This window comes from Pedobacter sp. N23S346, assembly GCF_048515415.1.
GTDB lineage: Bacteria > Bacteroidota > Bacteroidia > Sphingobacteriales > Sphingobacteriaceae > Pedobacter.
In genome coordinates this window covers 1-22,726 of the sequence record NZ_JBLYEE010000012.1, presented here as the reverse complement: position 1 = coordinate 22,726, position 22,726 = coordinate 1, and the positions used below count along the sequence as shown (strand labels likewise).

At 37.0% G+C, this 22,726-nt stretch carries 19 protein-coding genes and 1 pseudogene; 9 read left to right on the top strand and 11 right to left on the bottom strand.

The window, feature by feature from the left end:
• Positions 1-38: 38 nt before the first annotated feature.
• Positions 39-1,007 (bottom strand): Fic family protein, encoded by a 969-nt coding sequence (locus ACN1CD_RS18735; RefSeq protein WP_419131953.1) that lies wholly within the window; start codon positions 1,005-1,007, stop codon positions 39-41.
• A gap of 430 nt (positions 1,008-1,437) precedes the next feature.
• On the opposite strand from ACN1CD_RS18735, the gene ACN1CD_RS18730 reads away from it, so the two are divergent.
• Together ACN1CD_RS18730 and ACN1CD_RS18725 are read left to right on the top strand one after the other, a co-directional pair.
• Positions 1,438-1,842: a hypothetical protein gene (locus tag ACN1CD_RS18730; protein WP_419131952.1), complete on the top strand. Its 405-nt coding sequence runs from the start codon at positions 1,438-1,440 to the stop codon at positions 1,840-1,842.
• 556 nt (positions 1,843-2,398) lie between these two features.
• Positions 2,399-2,719, top strand: a complete 321-nt coding sequence (locus tag ACN1CD_RS18725) for a hypothetical protein (RefSeq protein ID WP_419131951.1) — start codon at positions 2,399-2,401, stop codon at positions 2,717-2,719.
• 111 nt (positions 2,720-2,830) lie between these two features.
• Here the strand turns inward: ACN1CD_RS18725 and ACN1CD_RS18720 are convergent, their stop codons facing one another.
• Positions 2,831-3,403, bottom strand: a complete 573-nt coding sequence (locus ACN1CD_RS18720) for a hypothetical protein (RefSeq protein WP_419131950.1) — start codon at positions 3,401-3,403, stop codon at positions 2,831-2,833.
• A gap of 296 nt (positions 3,404-3,699) precedes the next feature.
• Here ACN1CD_RS18720 and ACN1CD_RS18715 point away from each other — a divergent pair, with 296 nt between their 5' ends.
• Positions 3,700-3,909, top strand: a complete 210-nt coding sequence (locus ACN1CD_RS18715) for a hypothetical protein (protein ID WP_419131949.1) — start codon at positions 3,700-3,702, stop codon at positions 3,907-3,909.
• Between the two features lie 86 nt (positions 3,910-3,995).
• On the opposite strand, the gene ACN1CD_RS18710 is transcribed toward ACN1CD_RS18715, so the two are convergent.
• The 4 genes and pseudogenes from ACN1CD_RS18710 to ACN1CD_RS18695 all read right to left on the bottom strand — a co-directional run bounded on the left by ACN1CD_RS18710 (position 3,996) and on the right by ACN1CD_RS18695 (position 5,857).
• Complete coding sequence (locus tag ACN1CD_RS18710; RefSeq protein ID WP_419131947.1) at positions 3,996-4,367, bottom strand: hypothetical protein; 372 nt, start codon at positions 4,365-4,367, stop codon at positions 3,996-3,998.
• Between the two features lie 221 nt (positions 4,368-4,588).
• Positions 4,589-4,735, bottom strand: a pseudogene (locus tag ACN1CD_RS18705) (IS982 family transposase); the annotation flags it as partial.
• Between the two features lie 42 nt (positions 4,736-4,777).
• Positions 4,778-5,122: a hypothetical protein gene (locus ACN1CD_RS18700; RefSeq protein ID WP_419131946.1), complete on the bottom strand. Its 345-nt coding sequence runs from the start codon at positions 5,120-5,122 to the stop codon at positions 4,778-4,780.
• Positions 5,123-5,311: 189 nt separating this feature from the next.
• Entirely contained in the window at positions 5,312-5,857 is a 546-nt protein-coding gene (locus ACN1CD_RS18695) for a hypothetical protein (protein WP_419131945.1), read from the bottom strand.
• A gap of 413 nt (positions 5,858-6,270) precedes the next feature.
• Here ACN1CD_RS18695 and ACN1CD_RS18690 point away from each other — a divergent pair, with 413 nt between their 5' ends.
• The 3 genes from ACN1CD_RS18690 (at position 6,271) to ACN1CD_RS18680 (ending at position 9,302) form a co-directional block, all read left to right on the top strand.
• A complete protein-coding gene (locus ACN1CD_RS18690) occupies positions 6,271-7,074 on the top strand; it encodes a porin family protein (protein WP_419131944.1) in 804 nt (267 codons plus the stop codon).
• A gap of 30 nt (positions 7,075-7,104) precedes the next feature.
• Entirely contained in the window at positions 7,105-8,535 is a 1,431-nt protein-coding gene (locus ACN1CD_RS18685; protein ID WP_419131943.1) for a hypothetical protein, read from the top strand.
• A gap of 401 nt (positions 8,536-8,936) precedes the next feature.
• Positions 8,937-9,302: a hypothetical protein gene (locus tag ACN1CD_RS18680; RefSeq protein WP_419131942.1), complete on the top strand. Its 366-nt coding sequence runs from the start codon at positions 8,937-8,939 to the stop codon at positions 9,300-9,302.
• Between the two features lie 106 nt (positions 9,303-9,408).
• On the opposite strand, the gene ACN1CD_RS18675 is transcribed toward ACN1CD_RS18680, so the two are convergent.
• From ACN1CD_RS18675 to ACN1CD_RS18660, 4 genes are all read right to left on the bottom strand, one after another.
• Positions 9,409-10,170 (bottom strand): DUF72 domain-containing protein, encoded by a 762-nt coding sequence (locus tag ACN1CD_RS18675; RefSeq protein ID WP_419131941.1) that lies wholly within the window; start codon positions 10,168-10,170, stop codon positions 9,409-9,411.
• A 1,609-nt stretch (positions 10,171-11,779) separates the two neighbouring features.
• Positions 11,780-12,979 carry an efflux RND transporter periplasmic adaptor subunit gene (locus ACN1CD_RS18670; RefSeq protein WP_419131940.1) on the bottom strand — a complete coding sequence of 400 codons (1,200 nt, stop codon included), beginning with the start codon at positions 12,977-12,979 and terminating at the stop codon, positions 11,780-11,782.
• A gap of 2 nt (positions 12,980-12,981) precedes the next feature.
• Positions 12,982-17,355, bottom strand: a complete 4,374-nt coding sequence (locus ACN1CD_RS18665; protein ID WP_419131939.1) for a CusA/CzcA family heavy metal efflux RND transporter — start codon at positions 17,353-17,355, stop codon at positions 12,982-12,984.
• A 73-nt stretch (positions 17,356-17,428) separates the two neighbouring features.
• Positions 17,429-17,755: a hypothetical protein gene (locus ACN1CD_RS18660; protein ID WP_419131938.1), complete on the bottom strand. Its 327-nt coding sequence runs from the start codon at positions 17,753-17,755 to the stop codon at positions 17,429-17,431.
• Between the two features lie 127 nt (positions 17,756-17,882).
• Here ACN1CD_RS18660 and ACN1CD_RS18655 point away from each other — a divergent pair, with 127 nt between their 5' ends.
• Together ACN1CD_RS18655 and ACN1CD_RS18650 are read left to right on the top strand one after the other, a co-directional pair.
• Positions 17,883-18,761, top strand: coding sequence for an alpha/beta hydrolase (locus ACN1CD_RS18655; protein ID WP_419131937.1), 879 nt, complete (start codon positions 17,883-17,885; stop codon positions 18,759-18,761).
• Positions 18,762-18,920: 159 nt separating this feature from the next.
• Complete coding sequence (locus ACN1CD_RS18650; RefSeq protein WP_419131936.1) at positions 18,921-19,538, top strand: GNAT family N-acetyltransferase; 618 nt, start codon at positions 18,921-18,923, stop codon at positions 19,536-19,538.
• A gap of 267 nt (positions 19,539-19,805) precedes the next feature.
• On the opposite strand, the gene ACN1CD_RS18645 is transcribed toward ACN1CD_RS18650, so the two are convergent.
• A complete protein-coding gene (locus tag ACN1CD_RS18645; RefSeq protein ID WP_419131935.1) occupies positions 19,806-20,798 on the bottom strand; it encodes a helix-turn-helix domain-containing protein in 993 nt (330 codons plus the stop codon).
• 188 nt (positions 20,799-20,986) lie between these two features.
• Here ACN1CD_RS18645 and ACN1CD_RS18640 point away from each other — a divergent pair, with 188 nt between their 5' ends.
• The gene (locus ACN1CD_RS18640; RefSeq protein ID WP_419131934.1) at positions 20,987-21,646 is read left to right on the top strand and encodes a class I SAM-dependent methyltransferase; all 660 of its coding nucleotides are present in this window, start codon (positions 20,987-20,989) and stop codon (positions 21,644-21,646) included.
• Positions 21,647-22,726 lie beyond the last annotated feature (1,080 nt).

Sequence of the window (22,726 nt, the reverse complement as noted above, 5' to 3'; positions counted from 1 at the left end):
TTAATAATTATTAGACAGCCTCTTTTTGTCTAATATTGTTACTGCACGAAAGTGTAACTACTTAGTCTCTTATCTCCAATTTTATTTAAAATACCTTTTTCTGTCGCTGATTTAAGATCCCGACTTGCTGTTGCAGCAGATATCGTTTTAAAATATTGAAGATAATCTTTACGGGTAAAAGGCTTTTTACCTATCGCCTCTTTAAAAATAGCTATTCTGTCTTCTTCCAGGAGGGAAATGTTTGGAATTTGGTATAAGCTATTTAAAGCTTTTAAAATACTCTCTAACATAAATATTATAAAAGGTGTAGAATGGCCAAGACGATCAGATTTATTTAGGGCCTCATAATATTTGTTTTGTTCAGTTTTGATTATACTTTCAACGGGAAGATATTCGAAAACAAGATGTTTATTCATTAATAATAAAGTCTGCCAAAGCCTGCCTATGCGTCCATTTCCATCTGCAAATGGATGAATAAATTCGAACTCATAATGAAATACACAACTTTTAATTAAGATGGGATCTTCATCATATCTAACATAATCCAAAAGATTGCTTAATAGTCCGTTTACCATGTTGCCCTGTGGCGCTACATGGGTAATTTTCGATCCTTTTACAATACCTACATTCCCGGTTCTAAATTTTCCAGCATTTAAAATTAGCCCATTCATCAATATTTTGTGTGCTTCTAATAAAGACTTTATTTTAAATGGTTTAAAATGATGGAGCATATCATATACTTCAATGGCATTTTTGACTTCTAAGATATCTTTTTGGGGGGCAAGAACTCTTTTATTGTTAATTAAGGCAGTAATTTGCTCTTCTGTCATTGTATTGCCCTCAATGGATAAGGAAGATTGTATAGTTTTAATGCGATTGGACTTTCTTAGTTCTGCAGGAGGCCTGTTTAATTGAACAGCATTTATTTCGCCAATTTTTTCTGAAACATTGGATAACAAAGTGAGTATATCACTCGTAATGGTATATGGGGGCTTTATGAAGGGCATACTATAGTATCATATGATACTATCAAAGGTATTTACTTTTAGGGATATAAGGTAATGTTGACGAAAAAAATCTACAGTTTGATTGATTACGCTAAGAAACTGTTTAAAAATTATAATTTATCAACTTACGAAATTTCAAAAGCCTGTGCGCTGAAGAGTTTTCATAAGATATTGTAAATATCAAATTCTTATTGAAATATTTTGAGAATAAAAAGATCAAAAGCGCTCTCAATCACCAATACATATCTTGATAACGCTTCAATAATCGTGTAGCATTTTTAAATAATTTACCGTTTAAGGATTTAAAATACATTTAGACTGTTTTTATTTTGCGCCTGGCTTAGGATTTTCATCACTCGCCAATTCAAAAGTAAATAAAAGCCTATCATTTCTAATTATTAACTTATTCTGTAACTAACATAAAAACTAAATGATGAGAAATTTTAAAACAGTACTGATCATTATCTTCTCAATTGTATTCTTATCCTGTAAGAAGAATACCGTAACAACTCATCCTATTATAGGAGAATGGGAACTGACAGCTGAAATTAACGGATTAACAGGGATAAGAACTAATTATGAACCTGGAAAAGGAAATGTATCGAAATTTACGGAAACAACTTATGCGATGACGAGGGATGGGAAAACTATTCGTAAAGGAGCCTATGCAATCATTACCTATCAAGCACTTATAACTAGGAAAGAAGAAAACCAGCTAGTATATGACGGAAAAGCCAATGAGACAAAAATTTATTTTACTGTCGATAATAATACGCTAACCATTTCGGTAGATGCATACGATGGTCCTTCGACCATTTTTACCAGAATAAGATAAAATTGATAATCAGATTCTCATAAAATATCAATCTAATGATAACCATTAAAAAACACATATCCTTTCTCTATTTTCTATTACTATTCAGCCTTATATCCTGCAAAAAAGTCAATGATCAAGATTGCGGCGACGTAACATTCACCAAAATATCTTTTGCAGCTGATTGTCCTCCGGTAATCATAGATTAAACGACAACCGATATGTTTTTGATTATACGTTCCATTGAAGAACTTAAGTCGACGCTACACTTTAAAAATACTATCGGACTGGCCCCATGCGGAAGTGATCATCCTATTTTCGCAACCGATTTCTCCAAACAGGCGCTTATAATTATTAAAAAACTGGTGCAGGGAATTGAACCTATCTTGATAAATCAGTCTCTTACAAAAAATTACAGTGACAATTCACTTAATTACAAAGCGGAAATCAAAAATGGAGGTTATACTGCTATCTGAAATTATATTGGTGCTATTGTGATTAACAAAATATCTAGTAAAACAAAAGTGAATTTTAATGTAACAGTTTTAAAAGAAGAATAATAAACAATTTCAATCTGATGCAAAACTTACAATTTAAGCCTTTTCCAAAAAGCGAACTTATCGACGGACTTAAGAGAACATTTCCAAAATATAAAATTCAAACCAGTTTTGGAATGTTACAAGTTCGCACCAGCAGTTTTACAATCACAGGAAATGTACAGATAAATGCTAATCCTGAAACAGGTAATGTAATTACGAAAACCAATAGTGATAATGTGTCTTGGTTTTTCGTAATATTTCAATTTCCTATTGCCATGTACGTCAAGTCAAAAAAGGAAAAGATAATGCGTCTTGAAAATGAAGTGGTAGAAGGACTAAAGAAAATTCTTGAGCAGTAATTTATTTCCTTTATGGTGTGTGTAACAAGTAACATCATTTATCTTCGTTATTATGATATTACTGCATTGCCAAACATTAAGGATTTGGAAGTATATTAATCTGATCATTGATCAAAATGACATTAGTTTTTTAATTCTTTTCCACTTCTTCACTATAAAAAATTTGAAAAAATCTAATTCTTTATTTTCATAAAAACCTTCAACAGGAATATCTAAAAGTTCATAGTAAGTTAGATTTAAAGATTGGCCTTCATCAATATCAAAGTAATCTTCTTTAGAAATATAAATACCTACTTCTTCCTTTTTTTCATCTGATAAATAAAGTCTGTAATATTCACTATTAGAAGTATTTTCAGCAGTGTAGGTATAACTATCCTTTTTTAGAACCGTAAAATTTTGGTTAATTTTATCGATGTCTTTGTTTCTTATCCTTTTGTTTATTACAATTTTACCGTATAAAAAATTGATGAAAACTAAAAAGATAATTATCCCAATATAAACTGTAAGTGAATTTTCATCATTCTTGCCTGTTAGAAATAAAATGATGAAGAAGAATAAAAAATAGATCGGCAGGCAAATAACTACAAGTATAAAAGGAAAAACCAATGTTGAAAACCACAGGCTTTTATTAAATTTTTTAAGGATTAAAGGAATTTCACTTTCGGAAATTTTCTGTTTCGTCATATATCAAATATTAGCATTAAATCAGTTTCATTTCTATAACCCCACCAATACTATTGATAAATTCTGGACGACAAGAATAAGAACGTTTTACAAACATTGCCTTCTGGTGCCCGGAAATCGTTTATCGACTTCAGTAGAGATTTGATTAAGCTTCATCTTTCCTATACATTTTATAAAAAATAAGAAGCGTAACGATACATCCTGTTAGCATATAGAGATATGATTGAGCTATCGTAGCCACGATTTCATCTTTCGTACTATACGAACTCCAGGAAGATACCCTGTCTTTAAACAGATTGAAATTATTTATAAATGCCATTAACAGGAAAACTGCTGAAATGATTAGTAAAAATAGGGCTTTACCTATTTTAGCTTTATCCAGAATCAATAAAACGAAAGGAATTACCAGTAGAGAAAACAAGGAAAAGAATAGCGTATCTTTCAAATATGAGCAATCCAGGCAGCTTGAAGCCGGCTGGTCCATAAAAATCCGCATCGAAAAATAAGTAGTCGCAAAAATAAGAGCAAAAAATATAATGCTAAATATCATGATTCTGGTGTAAAACCTATTGAATAAAGTGGTTAAATCCATCTAATCGACCTTCACTTTTAAAATATTGTTATAGACATCAGCGATTTTAACGCCATTAATTTTCGCAGTAGCAACACGGCAAATAGTAATTTTTTCGTGGTTAGCACCGTCAATTGCTGTTTCCTTTGAATTCGCAAAATCATAGATTTTATAATCTTTTTTCTTGTATCTAAGTGATAAAGTATCTCCAAGTTTTAAGTCTAAATTAAGAAAAAACATCATGTTATTGACTCCAATTTCTTTGTTCTGGGGTGTTATTTTTTTATTCTTAAAATAAAATGAGATGTCATCTGCCTTTAAATCATCAGAATGAATGTCTAACCAAAATCCTTCTTTTCCGGCTACAAATATCCCACAAACGCCATTGGTCAAATCCTTGCTTTTTTCCCTACAGGAAATTGACAGTGATAATGAGATGCAACATACCAGTATTAATTTCTTATTTAACTTTAACATATCCATACCTGCAATTACTTAAATATAAGAATTCAGGTTCGAAATTGTATTGTTTTATAGCACTAAAGATTTCAAATTCTTTATCAGTTAAGATGGAATAATCGTATTGATCATTACTACATATTAACCTGAGATTATTAAAAGGCACACAATTGATTTGTTTTGATAGTCTGGTACTTGATCGATGTTTTCTTTGGAAAGAAGCTATATGCCGCGAGCCCTGCCAGGATATTTACAATAATCTTATCGTTCATGATCATCAAACGGTTTTCCAAATATTTTCTTGAGGAATCCCTCTCCTTTAACCTACAGGTTGGTGTCTCACACTAACCCTTTTTATAATAATCTACCACCCTTTTCACAAAAATTTCCATTCTATCCTTTAAAAATTGCAACTGTTCATAAGCAGCATTTATTCCCTCTAAAGGATCTTTAATTTGCAAACGCTCCAGTCTATTAGGTTCGCCACCAGAAATATTCTTTTCTAATTCCAGAAACTCTTCAGGAGTTTGCCATCGTTTAATCTGCGGATCGTAAATCCAATGATTAGCTGCTTTAGCACATTCATATATGGTAAAGTAAGTAATGGATGGTTTTGGTAGTGCTTCAGGTTTGTAGTTCTTCGCTCTTCTTTCCATTTCACTTTCTCTTATAAGTTCCTTTGGCTTCATAATGCTAATGATATTAGCAAATATAACTACTGTGCGTTATAGGATATAAATAACTTATGCATATAAACAAAACTTACTCGAATAGAAAAGGTAATAAAATTAGTAATCTTAAAATGTGTTCAGTTAATGTGGCCCGTTCATTAAGCCTTCTGCCCTGCTAACATTTCAATATGATTAAGGCTAATTAAATTACTGCATTACCGGCACCCCAAACCCCTTATACTCCTCTATAATTTGTTGCGCAGAAGCCATTTCGCCTTCCAAAATAGAAAGTTGGTGGCGGAGCAAAATTTGTTGATGAAGGCCGCATGATTTAAGTTTATCTAAACACCTGATTTCGAGAACACCTGCATAAGGGTTAGCAGCAGTACCCTTCAAACTTGTTTTTAGTTCATTAAGCAAACGCCAGAGCTTACGGTTGCTGGCATAAGTCTCTTCCATTCGCGAGAGTTTTTCACAAATAATTTCATATTTCTGTGTGGCACGTTTCTGATTGTAAGCCAGCTTTTTCAGCATGGCTACTAAAGCTTTCTGATCATTTAAGCTAATTCTTTCAGTTGCCTGGATCTCGTCCATATTATTCATCAAAAGTTCAATAGTACTTAACATAGTTAACGCCTTAGGATTAAGCTCACGTAAACCCTTTTCATGTAAACTACCAGAAGTTTTATTACTCCCAATAAGTTTAGCCATATCTGTTTGTGTTAAACCAATCTGATCTCTCAATTTTTTCATTCTGTTAAATTTTAATCTAATTTACACCATGCGAGAAACAAATTTACGAGAAACTTTTTTTTGTTTCTCGATAAAATGTTTCTAACCTCGTTTTCAAGAATGCAAAGGAGTTTTTAAATAAAAATTTTTGGCAAGCATTAAAAGAAATGAACAAATTAGATTGCTTTTTAAATTGAAATCATTTTTATAAAGTAAATAAAATCAAATATCGATAGATATCACGTTGAACTTGCAGAAATGCTGTAAAGTGTAGTTTTTATAAGCCATTCTTCAAGCTTAGTATGATGTTCGAATTTATGATACATCCTTCGGCAAGAGATTATTAACCAAATTGAAAGTAAATTTTTCAAAATAAATTGCCGATTATAATATTTGAAAAAATTTCCTACTTTTGGCGACCAAACAAATAACTAATGCGCCCTCTTACCTCAACGTTGCAATTTTTTGCAATTTGCAAGCCACATGCTGCTTATATTCTCGGCTTCGCGATACTTTTTTTACAATTAAATACTGCCCACGCACAAAGTAAGATTGATACAGCTAATGTTCAATCCACATCCTCTAAATTTGAGATTGGCGTTGCAGGAGGATTAACAGTAAATAAATTTAGTAGTGGTCAGCCTCAAACAGGAACCAATACCGGATATGATGCAGGATTACTGCTTACCTATAACGTTTATAAGCAATGGAGTATCCAGTTGGAGGCAAGCTATACTCAACAAGGTGGCCAACTCTTAACTTTTAAAGATGATACCAGGTATGGTTTGCCAGAGAGTTTTACAACGAAAAATGTTAAAAACAGCTCCGTGCATTTAAATAGCCTGAATATCCCTTTGCTTTTAAGGTACACCATTCCGTTAAGAAAAGATTGGAAACCAGCCCTGTACCTTGGCGGGAGTTATGCCTATAACTTCAACGTAACCGAGCGTTATCAGAAGACCGGTGATTTATTGCCGGGAGAAGATATTATTACTACCGCATCAGACTCAGAAAATGTGACCAGCAGGTATAACAGGGATAGACTAAACCTGATTGTAGGGGCAGATCTGCGTTTACCATTATTCAGCAATGTGAAATTGCTATTAGACTTCAGATATATGGCTGGCGCAACTCCGGCAAGGGAAAACTACTCCTACATGGAAAAAGTAGGTTTCGGAAGCGACATCAAATCCAACTCTTTTATAGCTAAACTGGGCCTGATCATTCCGGTACAGTAATTTAAAAATCTTAATCCAGAATTAACTCATATGAAATTAAAATTTACCAGACTATTCTTAGTTGCCCTGGCTCTCTATGCCACAGGGTGTTCAAAAGACGAATTTTCAGAGGCAGACGCAATTGCTGCCCAAAAGGAATTATTAACGTTGAAATACCAGCATGAGTTGGATTTAGAAACTTTAAAACAAAAAGGTGCGAACGCGCTGCAACAACTTATTAACACCGCGGCTCTTGAACAGTTAAAATTGAATGACAGTTTGGCCCGGACAAGTGCTGTTGCTGCTGCCAAGCAAGACTACAGCGTTGCCGTTACTGATGTAGTTACGAATGCGCCAGTTGCTGATGCAGAAGTAATTGTTTCATCGGAAGGCAAACTTTTCTCGACCAAAACAAGTGCACAGGGTATAGCAACGTTCTCATCTTTGTATTTGTTTCCTACCAGTACGTTTTTAATAACCAAAACTGGATATGCTGCAACACAAATTATGCGTAAAGACATTACTTTGGGCACAGCAAAGTTGTGGAATACAACAGAATTATTAAACGAAATTTCCGGAACATTATATATTGATACTGATTTAACCAATTCGACACCAGAAAAAGTTGGCGGAAATGTATTGGTTACGGCTTCTACATCTGTCCCTAACGGTTTCAATGGCTCATATAGCGTTCAGTTTCCAACTTATACTACGGCAACTGGTACTTACTCACTTAAATTACCTGCTGCCCCAGGTGGATATTCCTTTCAGTTTGCACAAATCGAAGCTGACCAGAAATTATACATTTATGGCACAGAAGACACAGAAACCGCTTCGATTCCGTTTCAATTGCCTTATGTAGCTTCAGTTAAAACTTATTTCAATGTAAATTCTTTTGCTGCAAATATTCCGAGTATTATCAGCCCTATTTATTTGAAATTTCCAAAAGACAAATTAGGTAGAGAACTTTACCTGCCATTAAATGGAAACTCTAACAGTGCTGCTTACCTGAGCGCAATTGCGGATGGTTATCAGATAGAGCGCCTTAATGTATCTAACTATAATTATTACAACGGTTATTATTATGATTTAAATCAAAGCACATTTGATGCAAACACAAAATTAGATGTTACTGCTGTCGACATTATAGGTAATCTTATTAAAAGCCAACCGCTTCTAGGTGCTACTACTAACAGTGCAGGAAAAATAATGATTACCAGCTCTTTAGAAGGAGGTTATGGATACGTTCATTTAAGAAGAGATGCTGCCGGAAGGATCGTAGCAAATGCCAAAGGTGTAATTTCAAGAGCTACTGTTTATGATACTTCTCAAAACTTATACGTTTTAAATTATAATTCTAATTTAAACTTCACCACTAATCAGAGTACCATTTTAAGTTACTTGCTTCCAAATAAAGGTGATAAGAGAATAGTTAACTTCTATTACGGCGCTGGCGAAAGCAGATTAAAGAGAGTTTTTTAATAAACTAACCCTTCTATAAAATTTTTAAGAACCCCTGTAAGTGTCTACTTGCAGGGGTTTTCGTTTAAAAGATATTTTATAAGCTAATGAATTTTTAACCACAGATGGGCATAGATAAACACGGATTTTATATCTGTGCCCCATCCTTTTATCTGTAGTTAATACTTTTTTCTGGCTAACCCTCAAGTTAATAGCATTATTTAACCACAGATGGATACAGATAAACACGGAGTTTATATCTGTGCCTATCCTTCCTTCTGTGGTTATTTCTTTATCCACGCTAAACTAAACAAACCACTTGATTTTTGTCAATCCAAAACTACAACCCCACAACGCTATGTAACTTTTTTGATATAATTTTGCGCCCTTGTTAATCATCCAAACATCGCTAAAGAATTATTATGAAAAACTTAAAGTATCTATTTATTGGTATCTTACTATTACTAAGCCTATCTGGTTCGGCTCAACAATGGGCTGTATCTGCATCTCTGGATGGATATTATATTTATGATCGAAATAATAATTTAATCGCAAGTCAAAATAGTTCGCTTTGTAAATACGTAGCAACAGGCAGTACCAGAACGGGGAATGTTTTCGTATGTGATGTTCGGTGGTGGTTCGGAGGTTGTTTAATTGGACATTATGAAACCTTTACCGAGCGTGAATATCGAACAAATTGCCCATTAGATGATTTCATCTGGATTTTAATTTTACCAATTAGTGTCTCTGGCTTTTATTCTACAAGGTTTGGAAAAAAATCTCCTTAGAAGCAGTCTAAAAATTATAATTTATCAACTTAAGAAATTTTATAAGCCTATGCGCTGAAGACTTTCGCAAGTTTTGATGGCTGTACCAATGCTAAACCCAATCTATTTAACTCATGTTCTTCACAAACTCACGAAGTGTATTCAGGTTAGCATGTGCAGTACCCATCGTATTATTAAAGTAAGTGAATACTTTTTTCCCTTCTGCAAGCCACTCTGAAACGTAACCAGCATACTCATACAATACATCATCCTGGTAACTTCCACGGTAATTACCTCCCGGACCATGAAAACGCAGATAGATAAAATTGGGATCTGATGCTTTAAGCGGCGAACTGGCTGGAGATTTATCATGAATGACCATGCCCAATTTATATTCCGCTAAAAGTTCATCTATTTCACCTACATAAAGGGAAGGATGCCTAAACTCCAGCGCTATATTCCATTCCATGTCCCGATCGTTTTCCCGAAGTACTGACATCAGGTACCGGAGGCGTGTAAAATGAGCGATCCTGATGCTGGGTGGAAACTGTACCAAAAGGCAAGCCTTTTTATCCCGCACATGAGAGATCACCTCGAAAAATTTCGCTACAAGTTCCTCATCGAAAGCGAGATCTTTGTTATGCGTAATTTTTTTAAAGAGTTTAAAAGTAAACCGGAAATGATCTGGCACATCTGCCGCCCATTTAGTCATTGTCGAAGAAAGCGGAATCTTATAAAAACTACTATTAATTTCAATCGTATCCATCAGCGAAGCATAATAGCACAATCTCGATTTATCTTGAAACGCTTCAGGATAATGAAGTTTATTGGGAACAGGCAGCAAAAGCCCGCTCGTCCCGGAATAATAGTTTTTAAATGGAGTATCCATTCCCAAAGAACAATAAAGACTTCCAAATTGTTACGAAAAACCAACAGACTGTTTTTCTGATTTACTTTATTTTCTTTATTTAAAAAGAATTTATCTAGTCCTGGCCGGACGGGCCTTTTTTCTTTTGACACCAAAAGAAACAAAAGTGCCGGCTCGCAATTATTCTGTTAAAGTCAGTAGGTTGGCTTGGACAGTACCATCCCGAATAATTGACCATGCCGGTCTAAGAGCAGAACGACAAACATTGGTTTGGCCTTGCCGGGTGGTTATAGCGATCTCAATTCCCCTTCATTGAACTATCCCTATGAACACATCTTCTAAGCATGGTTTTTTATGCATTTTGCTAACCAACTTTAATAAAACACAAACCTTACCGAAGTACGCTGTCAATCCCAAGGGCCAGGAAAAATCAAAAAAACAGTTTTACAATAGTATAATATTGCACTCACAAACCTTAAACGCAGTGGTTTTGTGTTCATAACGCTAGTTCGAAGTTTAAAAGAATTTGAACACAAAACAAAGTGCCCGCTGTTTTTTTGATGTGTGTGGGGTGGTGTAAAAGGCCCATAGCTGGATTGACAAAGCGCTTTGGGTAATTGGCGCTCCAAAATGCGCAGCATTCTCGAACACCGCTAAAAACAATATCAACTGTGAAAAATTACCATGCCCCCGCGGCATAGAGCGGGCAAAAAAATCTTATAAATTAGTGGTATCTATATGGTAATTCGTTGAAGCAGTGCCTGAAAGGCGGGGTGGTCACCATACAGCATTGATTTACCTTATCATCCTTATCTTTATTCGAAGAGATTTATCTAGTCCTGGCCGGACGGGCCATTTTTCTTTTGACACCAAAAGAAACAAAAGTGCCGGCTCGCAATTATTCTGTTAAAGTCAGTAGGTTGGCTTGGACAGTGCCATCCCGAATAATTGACCATGCCGGTCTAAGAGCAGAACGACAAACATTGGTTTGGCCTTGCCGGGTGGTTATAGCGATCGCAATTCCCCTCCAAAGGACTATCATGCAGACACTTCTTTTGAGCGTATTTTTTTTATGCATTTTGCTAACCAACTTTAATAAAACACAAACCTTACCGAAGTACGCCGTCAATCCCAAGGGCCAGAGAAATCAAAAAAACAGTTGTACAATAGTACAAATGGCACTCACAAACCTTAAACGCAGTGGTTTTGTGTTCATAAATGCTGTTTCGAAGTTTAAAAGAATTTGAACACAAAACGAAGTGCACGCTGTTTTTTTGATGTGTGGGGTTGTGTAAAAGGCCCATAGCTGGATTGACAAAGCGCTTTGGGTACTTTGGCGCTCCAAAATGCGCAGCATTCTCGAACACCGCTAAAAACAATATTAACTGTAAAAAATTACCATGCCTCCGCGGCATAGAGCGGTAAAAAAATCTTATAAATTAATGGTGTCCAAACAATCGTCAAAAAAAAGCTGCATCATAAACCTACAGTACCATCAAACTTGCAAAGTATTTCTCCCAACAAAGGTCATTAAAACTTCGCAAGTTGATCTTCATTCATGAAATTTTCTCAGGTTATAGGATTTCTTTTTGCTGTAAATTATCATTTTGAGTAATTGATTATACGTTATTTATTCTTCCTCCTCACCACCATTGGCTTTTGATTCCAGATAAAAAGCACCCTTTGTGATTACCCGTGAATTTTCAGGAAGTTGTTTCAGTGGAATAACCTGTATATAACCTAATTCCGCTACGCCTGTTTTTACCTCTATTTTTTCAAAACGAAAGATTGTATTGTTATTTTTCTTTTCTTCGCCCGTAACCAAAAAGATATATTCTTTGCCTTCAAACCGGATTACCGCATCAATAGGTAAAGTTGGCATTTGCCTGTTTCCAGTGTTGATTAATGCAGTAACATACATTCCTGGTATCAGATTTTTCTGCTGCACATTATCAATTACTGCATGCACGATTACTCCTTTACTTTCATTCTCAAATGATTTGTTTATCCCATTGATTCGCCCATTAATCAGCTCATTTTCCTGATTGGTTAATTGAAAGCTTACCTTTTGACCAACTTTTACCTGCATCAGGTCTTTTTCAAAAACAGTCAGGTCACAATGTATTTTGGAATTATCTACCACCTCCATAATAGATGTTCCAGGCTGAACAAACGCACCAGTATTTGCTGTGATTTGCCCAACCGTACCGCTAATTGGAGATAATACAGGAAACTGTGAAATAAATTTACCCCCTGCTATGCGAGCGGGTGATACACCTAATTGCTTAAGTTGGCTTTCAAAAGCCGCTAGCTTGGATTTCTCCGCATGGAAGGTGGCTTCAGCTGCCTGAAATGATTTCCCGGTTCCGGCATCAGCAGCCTGAAGCTGTTTTTGCCTTTCGTACTCTGCCTTTACATAAGTAAAATTATTTTTGCTCCCTAGATAATCCTGTTGTATTTTCAATAGATCCTGGTTGTTAATGGTCGCAAGAACCTGCCCCTTTTTAACCTGCTGTCCTTCCAATACATTTATCATAGTAATAATTCCACCAGAAAGAATACTTACATCTGCTTTATTTTGTGGTGGTACAGCCAACTGACCATTGGCTTTTACTACGGCAGATAAATTGCGATCTTCTATTTTTCCAATCGTGATTCCAACGGTCTGCATCTGGGCGGTGGTTAGTTCCAGGCCCCCCACTTCTTTCCCGGTTTCTTCTTTCGGATCATTTTCTGCCGGAGATTGTTTATTTTCACTTTTACACGCAATAAAGAAAGATGCACATAGAAGAAAAAGGAGTATGGAGTTTTTTATTTTATAACTGTACATAATTATTTGGTCTTTAAATATTGGATTAAGATTATGGATTGGTTAAGCTGACCGAGCAGTTCGATATAAGCTAATTTTGTTTGCGTGGCCGTGCCCAAGTGCTGGATATATTCCATATAGCCAATTTCCCCCAGATTGAAGGATACCTGAGCAATCCGGGATTGTTCATCCGCTAGTTTCAGGCCTGTTGTCTGATAATATTCTACCTGTTTGTGATAGGCTTTAAAGTGTTGATATTCCTGATCGTAAGACAGTTTCATTTGAGACTTTACCTGATCAAGATTAGTTTTAGCGATTTCAACCGCAACTTTCTCCGCATTTACTTTTGAACGATTGGCCCCATTAAAAATAGGCATGGCTACACCAACCTGGAATCCTGCAATCCTCGTTCCCGGGGAATACGTTCGGGATATGTTAGCTGGATTAAATCCGGAAACCAATAATTGCTGACTATAACCAATGGTGAAATCAGGCAAACCTTTTGATTTTTCTACAGCCAATCGGGCATTAGCCACTTCAATATTTTGCTGTTCAATCTGCGACTTAACATTCGATTCTGCCTCAAAGATTGTTATTTGCTGAAAGGGAATGATTAAATTTTCTTCGGCAATCCTGAGGTTACCATCAATATTCAGTAACTGTTTAATCGCCGCTTCGCTATTGATCAGCTCAGCTTCTGCTTTTATACTTATTGAATGTACTTCCTGGAATTTAGTTGTTGCGCTGATCAATTCCAGTTTTGAAGTTTCACCCGCTTTTAATCTAACCTCCGCCTTTTTTATAAAATTGGTATAGATGCTATCTTGAAACTTAAGAACCCGGAGTGTTTCCCTATTTAATAAATAACTGTACCAGGCCAGGCGCACTTCTCTTGTGAGATCGGCTTCCAAAGAACGATAGTTCTTTTGTGCCAGAATAGATTGTTGGTTCAGCAGCTTTCTGTTATTTTTATAAAGCCCAGGCCAGGCAATATTCTGTGTGACCCCAAGGGAGTTATCCATATTTCCTCCACTTGTTGGATCCTGCGTGAGGAGCAGCTCGGTTTTTGAAAGATCTACCGCCGACTTCTGAAGAAGCTTAGCTTGATAAACACTTAGACCTGAAGATTTTAAATGTAGATTGTTTTTTAAGGCAATTGACACCGCGCTGTCTAGCGTAAGGGTTTGGTTCAATTGCTGAGCACTGAGCTTGGATGGACTTCCAAAAATCAGCGTTCCTAAAAAGATTAATATGATTAATGGTTTTAAGTTCACGATAGCTGTTTTGTCCTTCCTATGAAAAAGGAGATACAAACACGGGAGAACAAAGAGCGTAAGAAAAGTAGCACTAATCAACCCACCAATTACCACCGTGGCAAGCGGACGTTGTACCTCAGCTCCGGCGCTGGAAGAGAGTGCCATCGGAAGAAAGCCTAAAGAAGCTACACTCGCAGTCATCAGTACAGGTCTCAGCCTCGTCTTGGTTCCTTCAAGAACTCTTTGGTACACATCAGTTACACCCTCATCCCTTAATTGGTTGAAATAACCAATGAGGACTATTCCATTTAAAACGGCTACACCAAACAAGGCAATAAATCCAACACCGGCCGATATACTAAATGGCATCCCCCTTAGGAGTAAAGCAGCTATGCCACCCATCGAGGCAAGCGGCACCGCGGTAAATATCAGGAGGCTGTCTTTAACAGAACGGAAAGTAACATATAATAGCAGTAAAATAAGAATTAATGCAGCGGGTACAGCGATGGAAAGCCTGTTTTTTGCGGCCTGCAGATTCTGGAACTGGCCACCATAGGTAATATAATAGCCACTAGGCAACTTTAATGCTCCATTAAGCTTTGCTTGAATTTCTTCAACTGTCGTCTCTACATCCCTATCCTTCACATTAAAGCCGACATAAATTCTTCGCTTTCCATCCTCCCTCGAAATTTGTGCTGGTGCATCCCTAAACCCAATGGAAGCCACCTGGTTCAGTGGAACTTTGTGCCCGGAAGAGAGTGGGATTAATAAATTTTCAACCCCAGAAATATTTTCCCTTAGATCACGATTTAGCCTGACAACCATATCAAATCTTTTCTCGCCCTCAAAAACAACGCCCGTTACGCTCCCTGCAAAGGCTGTTTTTAGTATCATGTTCACCTCACTGATATTGAGCCCATATTGCGCCATTTTATCGCGGTTATATGCTACCTGTATTTGAGGAAGTCCATTAACTTTTTCAATAAAAGGCTCGCTTACTCCATTTACCGGAGCAATGATTTGGGCAATTTTATTAGCCTGCTGCGCTAAGATATCAAGATCACTTCCATAAATTTTTATGGCAACGTCCTGACGTATCCCGGTCATCAGCTCATTGAATCGCATTTGCATGGGTTGCGATATTTCCACATTGATTCCCGGAATCAGGGAAAGTTCCTCTTCCATCATTTCCATTAGCTCTTCTCTGCTGGAGGCAGAAGTCCATTCCGCTTTAGGTTTCATGGAAAGCATCATATCTCCCCGCTCCATAGGCATAGGGTCTGTAGGAATTTCCGAACTCCCGATACGGGTTACGGCCTGTTTTATTTCTGGAAACTTATCTTTTAATAATTTCTCAGCCTTGCCAAACGTGCTGACCACCTCTGTAAGTGAGGTTCCCTGAGCCATAGCTATTTCGACGGTAAGATCTCCTTCTTCTAAGGTTGGGATAAACTCTCCGCCCATATTAGAGAAGGCCCACATTGATGCAGCAAAAAGAAAAACAACCAGTACAACAACTACTTTTTTAATTCTGAGTATTTTGATTAATACCTTTTGATAAATCCTTTGTAACCATGCAATCAATCTATCAGAGAAGTTTTCCTGATGTACAGTTTTTTTGGATAAGAAAAGGGAACTTGCCATTGGCACATAGGTAAGGGAGAGAATAAATGCACCAATAATAGCAAATACCACGGTTTGCGCCATAGGTTTAAACATTTTGCCTTCAATGCCGATTAGCGCTAGTAAGGGTAAATAAACGATTAGTATGATAATTTCCCCGAATGCTGCACTACTCCTGATTTTTGATGAAGCCTCATACACCGCTTCATCCATCTGCTGGCGATTAAGTTTTTTAACTCCGGGAAAAAGATTATTTTCCGTTAGCCTGAATATAATGGCTTCGACAATGATTACTGCACCATCTACAATAAGCCCAAAATCTATTGCACCAAGGCTCATTAAATTTCCTGACACCCCAAAAAGCTTCATCATAGAGAAGGCAAAAAGCATAGCTAAAGGAATTACCGAGGCTACAACAAGACCAGCCCGCCAATTGCCTAAAAGCAGAACCAATACCAGGATAACAATCAATGCCCCCTCTATCAAATTCTTTTTAACGGTTCCAATGGCACGGCCTACCAGTTCGGTTCTGTCAATAAATGGCTCAATAGTCACGCCCTCGGGAAGGGATTTTTGCACCTGCACCATTTTTTCCTTAACATTTTCAATCACCTCACTAAAATTTTCACCCTTCAGCATCAGTGTTACTCCGGCAACCACTTCGCCCTGTCCGTTTCGGGTTACTGCACCATAACGCGTTGCACTTCCAAACTGAACAACAGCAACATCACGAATAAGTATTGGGGTGCTGTTTGTATTTTTCACCACGATTTTGCGGATGTCATCCAGGTTCTTTACCTGACCTAGGCCTCTTATGAAATAAGAATTCTTTTGTTGTTCAATATACGATCCTCCGGTATTTTCATTATTTTTTTCCAAAGCGGTGTATACCTCTGGAATGGTGAGTCCAAGGGAATTTAATTTATCATTGTCAAGCGCAATCTCATATTGCTTTACATATCCACCCCAGCCGCTAACTTCGGCTACGCCGGGAGTTCCGGCCAACTGGGTGCGTACCAACCAATCCTGTAGCGTTCGAAGGTCGGTAGCTGTGAATTTGTTTTCATACCCTTTTTTGGGATGGATTACATATTGATAGATTTCCCCAAGACCGGTAGTGATGGGCGCCAGAATTGGTTCACCAAGCCCCTTGGGAATGCTGCTTTCTGCCTCTTTTAATTGAGCATTAACCTGATTTCTCGCCCAGTAAATATCAACATCATCTTTAAAAACCAGCGTAATTACAGAAATTCCGGATCTTGAGATAGAACGCTTTTCTATCATACCAGAAATGTTGGCCATTGATAATTCAATTGGTGCCGTGATAAACTGCTCAACTTCCTGTGCGCCTAAACTAGGGGCCTGGGTTATGATTTGTACCTGATTGTTAGTGATATCAGGCTGAGCATCAATTGGTAAATGGTAAGCTGAATAAATGCCTACCAATACCAGGGCAAGCGTAGCAAACCCTATGGTGATTTTGTTCTGTATAGAGAACGAAATTATTCTATCAAACATAAAATGTTATTAATACGTACAAATAGTGCTTGATCAGGATTTCTGGTCAGCACAACTAATAAAAAAAGACGTATTAAACGATCTGCGGAGGTTGATAGATTTCGATAGATTGCTCAGCAATGGCCGGCATTTGGTATTGATGGTAGGGTATGGAGATGCTATCTATAATAATGACTTCCTCAATCGAGGCAATAATATCTCTTGAAACGGAACAGCAGGCACAGGTGCAGAAAGGCGGGCAATTGTCTTCATCGGAATGGGCTGCAGAAGAAGTCTCGGAAGTGAATGATTGTGAATGACCATCAATAGACACCAGATCTTCTTTGTCCTGGCAAGGTGCTAAGGTCAAAAAAGTCATGTACAGACTAAAAATAATCATCAAATATTTCATTCCTGCCAAATGTACAAATATTACAGCACTTTAGGCACCTCATGATTTCATCTATTCTTTCATTCATCCATCCACTCATTCTTCGATATTGATAACATGATCTGTAATATTATATTTGCCGTTTATTGCAATAAATATGAAAATACTATCGTCCTTTTTTCTTCTATTCTTAGCTATCTGTGCCAATGGACAAAACATTGCTCAGCCGACAAAAAATAACAACATCATTCTGGGAAAAGCAGAAGTTTTCCATTCTGATATTTTATCAGAAGACAGAACATTAAACATATATCTGCCGGATGGATATGACAGTAATGAAAAATATCCAATCATTTATTTATTAGATGGTTCTGCAGATGAAGACTTTGTTCATGTTGCCGGTATCGTTCAGTTTAATACCATTCCGTGGGTAAATAGGATTCCAAAATCAATTCTTATCGGTGTTGCAAATACAAATCGCAAACTCAATTTCACTTCGCAAAGCGATAGAGAAAATGACCATAAATGGGTTCCCACAAGTGGGGGGTCTTCTCAATTCATTTCGTTTATAGAAAAAGAACTTAAGCCTTATATTGATAAAAAATTTGGAGGTAATAAGGGGAATACAATAATTGGTCAATCATTGGGTGGGTTATTAGCCACAGAAATATTATTTACCAAACCCCAGCTTTTTAACCAATACATTATTATTAGTCCTAGTTTGTGGTGGCGGGATGGTTATCTGCTCCGGGAAAAGCCACTAGTTCTTGATCAGGCTTATACCACTCCTACCCAGATCTATATCGGGGTTGGCAAAGAAGGATCGATAGATGGTTCTAAAAAACACATTATGGAAAAAGACGCGCAGCTACTGGCTAAAAAAATAAAAAATGGCTCGTCTGAAAATGTGAAAGTTTTTTTCAATTACTTGCCAGATGAAAGTCATACGACCATTACTCACCAGGCAGTTTTTAATGCCTTTAGATTTCTTTATCCTAAAAAAGACGATGCTCCAAAGAAGGAATTTATCTGGTGAATAATTTTGACCAACGTAAATGAAGACCAGATTCTTTTGGTCCACGGCTCCGATCAGGAAAATTGCTGAGTTTCTAAATCAAAGCTTCTTATTTGCTTCTGAACAAAGCTTCCAGTTTCCATAGTATCCAACATAATTAGTGATGAATTCCCTTTAAAAATGAATCAGCATCCTAACATTACTTCTGCTGTTGATAAAATTGAACTGCACATGAAAATTCCTCAAACTTTTAAGGATCAATTGAAGTTCTCTGATCTGAATCATACCATTACAATTTTGTTAAACCCTTACAAAAACCAATTAAAACTGAATAACGCAATGAGTAATCCTACAGAAAATCCTGCTTATCAATATCTGCTTGATCCTGATTTAACAAGCATAGATTGGCAACGCGTTCTTCATTTATTCAAGGAAATAAACTGGAAATATCGGGTTGCCGATGAGATAGAAAAAGCATTCAAATTAAGCACGAACACAATTTTCGTTTATCATGATGGCGAAATTATCGCTTTCGGCCGGACAATTGGTGATGGCCGGTATTATGCGATGTTGGCTGATATTGTAGTAGACCCTGCCTACCAAGGACAAGGATTAGGCAAATACCTGGTAACAACTTTAAACAACCAGTTAACAAACTATCACTTCGTTAATTTAAGTGCAGCGCCTGGTGCGGATAATTTTTATAAAAGTATGGGATGGAAAAAACAGACCACGGCATTTATATGGCCACAAGGCCCCAAACAGTTGAGGCAACATTGTGAAAAAGATGATGTTTGAGCGTTAGATTAAGTAGTGTTTCCATCATCCGATAGAAGTAATCCCATCCTATTTACAAGGTTAATTTCTTAAAAATTGCAGGAAAAGTTTTTTAATCGTCAAAAAGTAATAAATAAATTACAAAAGGCTTCTAATTGTTCCAGATCATCTTATATTTGCGGCTGTAGGGGGTGAGAGTCCTACATCACAGTCTGTAAAGATTGAGAGCGTTAATTTAGATAAAAGGTTACAACAGCGATTGTTGTAGCCTTTTTTTATTACTATCTACTAAGCCCTCACCTTCCCTGGCGAAACCGCAAACTTTTGCTTAAACGCATTACTAAAATGTTGCACTGAGGAATAACCGAATTGAAAGGCGACAGACTTGATTGGCATACCCTGAAGAAGTAACTCTTTGGCCTTGTGTAATTTATGATCGCTCAGATAGCTAAAAACACTCTTATCAAACAGGCCTTTAAAGCCTTGTTTAAGTTTATATTCGTTAATGCCACAGATTTTCGCTAATTCTGAAAGTGAAGGCGGTTGATGAATATGCTGAATAAGATAATCTCTGGCGTGATAAATGCAATCTTTATCATGGGCAGATGGCAATGCTGCCTGGTTATTTCTGGTAATTGCATTTTCAAAACATTCTGCCTGGAGCACCAGTAATTCGGTACATTTCGACTCAATAAAAAGAAGTTTTAAACCATCAGTATAAGTACAATTGAGGATATCCTGCATGCAGTTGTGCATGGCCCAGGAGATTGGCAAATCTTGATCAGCCATTTGCGCATAACGCCCGGCATCAAGATGATCGGCTAAAGCCTGAAGCGAACTGTTTGAGTTTTCTGCAAGTTGCAGAAACTTTTCTTTCGCAAAATGAACTTCAAAAAAACGATAATTCTGGCTGGTATCGTACTCGCCTGTACCATCCAGCTCGGGCATGTAAATGATGTTTTGCTGGTTGGAGTTGAAGATGTATTGCTGCTTATTTACCTGATTATAAATAGTGCCATTTCCCGATAAGGTGAAACGCAATTTAACCATATCCGGAACCTTATTACTGGGCGCAAAATATAGCTGATGTTGTTTAAACAAAATATCTCCATATACAATGTAGAAATTGGGCGTGGTGATTTGAAACAATTCGGCATCACTAAAAGAAAAACTGTATTTATCTCTGCTCTCTTTAATAAACTGATTCTGATCTGGAAATTGCTCAAAACTCCCTCCTACGTTTTTCCAGGCACCATAGGCTTTGCCAACATTAATCCCCATAGAGGCAATTATCCTAAAAAAAATGCACCTACGCACAAACAATTTCGGAAATTTACATTTCTTGTAAAAAAAAATCCTTTTAGTGTAAATCCCTTACATAACCATTCCTCACTTTTGCCGCACAATAAACTTTCAGAAAATTGACGCCTTCAATTAAAATTTTCTCGAAAGAGATTTAGGAAAGTAATATGGAGAAGTCAATCGATTTAAAAGAAAACAGCGCACCAACACAAAATTTCAAGCGGAGTAAAAGGCAAAAAACAAAAAGTGAAATTTTGCCGGCACAGCAAAACATTAACTTCAAAACAATAGAAGAGCTGAAGCTTTCGGCGCATTCTTTTATATTAGAAATTGGCTTCGAAAACAAAAAACACCTTCCTGCCCTATTCCAAAAAGCCCAGGGCATTGGTTACTACGGCATTAACTTCTCTGATTCGCCGACAGAGGAAGTTTCAAATCAATTACTAAAAACAAATGACGGTTACGCTAAATTTGGCTGTGCAAAAGAAAAGGAGAAATTAGATTTTGAAGATAACTTCTTCGATTGTTGCTTTATCGTAAATACCATCTATTTCTGGAATGAACCTAAATTAATTTTCGCAGAAATATACCGTGTGCTAAGAACCGGGGGTATATTCAGTATCTCTTATATCGAACAAAAGCATGGAAAAGATTTACCATGGACCCAGGCCGACTTCAATTTCTACGAAACTAATGAGCTTAAAGCATTTTTAAGAATAGCCGGCTTTGGAAGTATAGAAGTGAAACAAATGACTGAAGAAATAATAATAGCTCCGGATGGGCAGAAAATTACCAGGCCATTTGTCTATTTAACTGGAAAGAAATAAACCCCTACCCGCCTGGCGGCATCTTTCCCCGGAGGAGAAAGGGCGCAGAAAAAAGCATTCTTCGCAGCTAGCGATTTCAAAAAATCAATAATTTTAAAACATAGGTCCTGAATCAAGTTCACTGTTGTCCGGTTAAAGTTTAAACGATCCATTAAATCCTTTAAATCAAGCTAAAAAAGCTGTTTTTATCTCATTTTTAAAAGGTAAGCCCATTGTTTTATAGGTTTCCTAAAAATCTTGCACTAATTCGGCTGTCCGGTAAAAAACTATCATTTTCAGAGGTTTTAATATTTTAAACCGCTCATAGCTTCCATATCCTGCAAAATATTATTTTGGTTAAGGAATATTGCAGCCATTTGTGATTAGGCTGTCCGGTAAAAATTTGTTCAAAAAGTTTTACCGGACAACAGTGAATCAAGTTCAGGATGACGACCGCTTTAACCCACCGTTTATGCGACGCCCTAAAAACCCATATTCACATTAAAAAATCTCATAGAATAGATCTAATGAAGCACCATGCTATTTCCACCCTGCTATCCGGCATAGGAGATGATGGATGGAGAAGCCGTTGAAATTTTTGCACCAACGTTCAAATACCCCAAACCCAAGGTAGCGCGAACGGCTCCTAAAATAAATCCTCATTACAAGCCAAATCGAGCCCTTGTGCTACCGCCATTTAAATTTCGACGAGCTAATCCGACATCAGATCCAAGCCTTGACTTTTGCTTCTTTTTATTAAGAAAAAGAAGATAGCCCTTCGGCGGCTAGCCGAGGCAAGCCGGCGCAGCGGAAAAAAGACAGCCTCTATCAGCCTGGCGGCACCTTTCCCCGGAGGAGAAAGGGCGCAGAAAAAAGCATTTTTCGCAGCTAGCGATTTCAAAAAATCAATAATTTTAAAACATAGGTCCTGAATCAAGTTCAGGATGACGACCGTTTAACCCACCGTTTATGCAACGCCCTAAAAACCCATATTCACATTAAAAAATCTCATAGAATAGATCTAATGAAGCACCATGCTATTTCCACCCTGCTATCCGGCATAGGAGATGATGGATGGAGAAGCCGTTGAAATTTTTGCAC